Raw genomic sequence first — 3,300 nt, 5'->3', positions numbered from 1 at the left:
ATTGGAGAAAGAAAGCAATGGCGAATAATTTGGTCATGTATATAACATGTTTAAGTACGCATTTTTTCATATCTTTAAATCGTTTGTTTAGGCTTGTGCTAATTGTTTAAATGAACACCTATCGGAAATGGGATTGCCGTCTCATTTTCCGGTGTCTTCAGGGCTGTAAGTGGTTAAACACTTATAGCCCTTTTTACTTATGATTTTTTTATCTCCATAGGCAGAGTTTATTTAAAGTTTATGTTTACCTGATCATTTTCTATTACATAATCAAACCTGGCAGAATAACTCAATCCTTCCAGGACTTCTTTGAGGCTCTGATCGTTGAACCTCGCGGATATTTCCAGGTCCCTGGCAGGACTGTTCAGGAATTGGATTTGGACTCCGTACCAATTTTCCAAAACCCTTTTGATTTCAGCCATCTGGGTCTGTTCAAACACAATGGTCTTTTGCGTCCAGGCCAACACTTTCTCTTTGTCGAACCTACCTTTTTCTATTTTTTGGCTTTCCGACTTAAATCTAATTGCCTCCCCGGGAACCAAACTGATTGTTTGAGGGACTTCCATATCCACGTTGACCTCTACCAAACCGGTCAATAAGGATACTTCCAGCACTTCATTTTCAAATGATTTGACATTGAAGGAAGTACCCAAAACCTGAGTGGAAACCTGTCCGGTCCTCACTATAAATGGCCGGTTGGGATCTTTGGAAACCTCAAAAAACGCCTCTCCTATCAGTTCAACTTCTCTTTTGTCCGATTCGAAGTTTTTGACATACCGCAGGGAACTTCCTGAGTTGAGGATTACTTTGGAACCATCCCAAAGCGTCAGATTGGATTTGACACCGGGAGGGGCAATATGTTCCTGATATTCAATTGGGATCTCAGCAATCAAGGTAACTTTAGGTTCAGATAGATGATGGATAGAAAAAGCCAACATAAAGGCTACAGCGAGTATCGCCACCATCCTATAAAATTGATTGTGTCTGGAAATGGGATTGGTGTAAACAGGATATTTCTTAAGGCTGCTGTAGGAATCCAAAGGGATAATCCTTCCTTCAATATCATCTGAATTCATTTCTTCCAGTGACTTTTCAATATTTGACCATGTAGCCCTGACCCTGTTTTCATCCACATGCCCTGTACTTCTTGAGAGGTTCAAAAGTATTTTTCGGGCCAAAACAATATCCTGGTTTTTGGAAGGATTACTTTTGAGATACTCTTCCCAATAAATTTTCGTCTCCGCATCAGGATTCAGTACCCATTTTTTGAATTCAGGGTCCAAAACAAAATCTTCAATGCTATATTCAGATTTGCACATAATAAAAGGTTTTCAAATCAAAGGAGACCGCAAGGCAAAAAAGTTATCCTTGAAATGGGAAATATTTTTTTATTTTTTTTTGGTAAGTGGTTTTTACCCGGGTTTTGCTCGTCCCTTTTAGATTGTTCCTGTCGTTCCAAGTTTAAAACATTTTGGAAATGTTCAGAAGAGGTAATGACATCAGGTTAAACAAAAAAATAATGGAACCACAAAAGAAACAAAAGGGAACAAAAGACTATATCACCAAAAGTTGATATCCGGTAACTTTTGTATTCTTTTGTCACTTTTGTGGTTCAAATAAAATTTCCAATGTGATTATCCACAATGATGAAAGTAGCCACACAGCAATGGTTTCCCGATCCTTCCGACTTCGGACATTCAACCTGGTTATAAAGAAAAATTGCTCGGTCAGATTAGAAAAAAATCTATTCATATTTATGGTTTGCAAATCACTTTATTCCAAATCTCTGAAAACATACTCCAGGTCCAGTTGGAAACCTGTAATAGTCTTTGAGTCCAAGACATCTCCCGATGTAAAAAGTTTGGACGGAACGTATTTCCCTTTCACCAGTGTATAGGTGATGACTGTTTGTTCGTCAGGATGAATGATCCAATACTCCCCAACGCCGCTTTCTTCATAGACTTCATATTTGTTTTTAAGTTCCTTTTTGTTGCTGCCCGGCGAAAGAATCTCAATGATCAAATCCGGTGCACCGACACAACCCAACTCATCCAGTTTGCTTTTATCACAAATCACACAGATATCGGGTTGGACTACGGTTTCTATGTCTTCGTTCCTTTTGGATTTTACAGGCAACCGTACATCAAAGGGTGCTTCATAAACCTCGCAGGGATGATGTTCCAGAAAATTAAACAATTTATTAAAAACTTTGCCGGATATTTTCTGGTGGATTCTTCTAGGTGCAGCGGCGGCCTGCCTGAAAATTTTGCCCTTGATCAGCTCCACCATTTCATCCATTTCCCAACTCAGATAATCGGCGTAATTGTAGCTTCCACCTGCCTGTCCGGTAGGCAGGTACCCTGTAATGGGCTCGTTAACTTCGCTTCTGCTTTCTTCCTGTTCCATAGAACTAATATAATGGAATTGTTTGGAAAACCGGATTCCATAGGACAATAATGGGTTTTTTCCAATTTTCAAAGGCAGTATTGATAGGTTTTTTCCATTTATCAAAGGCAATGTTTATACATTTCCTTTTCCGTTGCCGGACTTTTTTAATTTGATTATAGGGTAAGAATAATAGAATTTCCTTTAGTTGGATTGCAGAAATTTAAAAATTTTCAATACTTACGGTATGATAATACAAGTCATACAAAAAAATCAATGATCATAATTACAAATAAAACATACTTTTTCAGGGTAGAAATTGCCTTCCAAGCCAAGGTATAAACAGAGCGCAGATTGATCCCCATCATCTTGGAAACTTCTTCATAAGAAAAATCCTCAAAGAAAAGATATAGGATAACCTCCTTCTGTCTGGCAGGCAGGTGCTGTAAGGCTTTGGCGATTTTACATTGCAGGTCCTCGTCTTTTTGGCTGTTGATGATCTTGGATTCGATGGATTCGATGAAGTAGCCGGGAGTATTGTTTTCTTTGATCTCCTCTTTTCTCCATTTTTTTTCTTTACTGCTCGCTTTGCTGATTTTTCTGGAAAGTGATTTAAAAAGATAAACTTTCACATTATTGGCCTGCTGCAGCGTCTTGTGGTATTTCCATAAGTCTATAAAAACTTCCTGAATGCAATCCTGCACAAAATCCTCATCGGCCACCATGGACAGGCCAAACCTGAAAAGCTCATGGGAAAATAATTTGTACAACCCTTCCAATCCGATTCTATCGCCGGATTGCAACATCATCCAGAAATCTTCCGGCCCCTGCTGCGAGGTTAAGATGGAGGGTTGTGGTTTCAAAATTATTTTGGGTTGTATTGAATGAGCAAACAATATATAGAACAAATTGATC

General features: G+C 38.8%; 3 protein-coding genes. All 3 read right to left on the bottom strand.

Translation table 11 applies throughout. The annotated features are described in order from the left end of the window. Window positions 1–227 precede the first annotated feature (227 nt). A complete protein-coding gene (locus ACEW8O_RS10880; RefSeq protein WP_373494658.1) occupies window positions 228–1,319 on the bottom strand; it encodes a FecR family protein in 1,092 nt (363 codons plus the stop codon). 454 nt (window positions 1,320–1,773) lie between these two features. Then, a complete protein-coding gene (locus ACEW8O_RS10875; protein WP_373494659.1) occupies window positions 1,774–2,406 on the bottom strand; it encodes a Uma2 family endonuclease in 633 nt (210 codons plus the stop codon). 239 nt (window positions 2,407–2,645) lie between these two features. Beyond that, on the bottom strand, window positions 2,646–3,248 hold the full coding sequence (locus tag ACEW8O_RS10870) for an RNA polymerase sigma factor (protein WP_373494657.1): 603 nt from the start codon (window positions 3,246–3,248) through the stop codon (window positions 2,646–2,648). Window positions 3,249–3,300: the final 52 nt, after the last annotated feature.

The sequence above is a fragment of the Aquiflexum sp. genome (assembly GCF_041749095.1).
In the GTDB taxonomy this organism is placed as follows: Bacteria; Bacteroidota; Bacteroidia; order Cytophagales; family Cyclobacteriaceae; genus Aquiflexum.
This window is presented reverse-complemented; position numbering and strand designations above follow the sequence as displayed.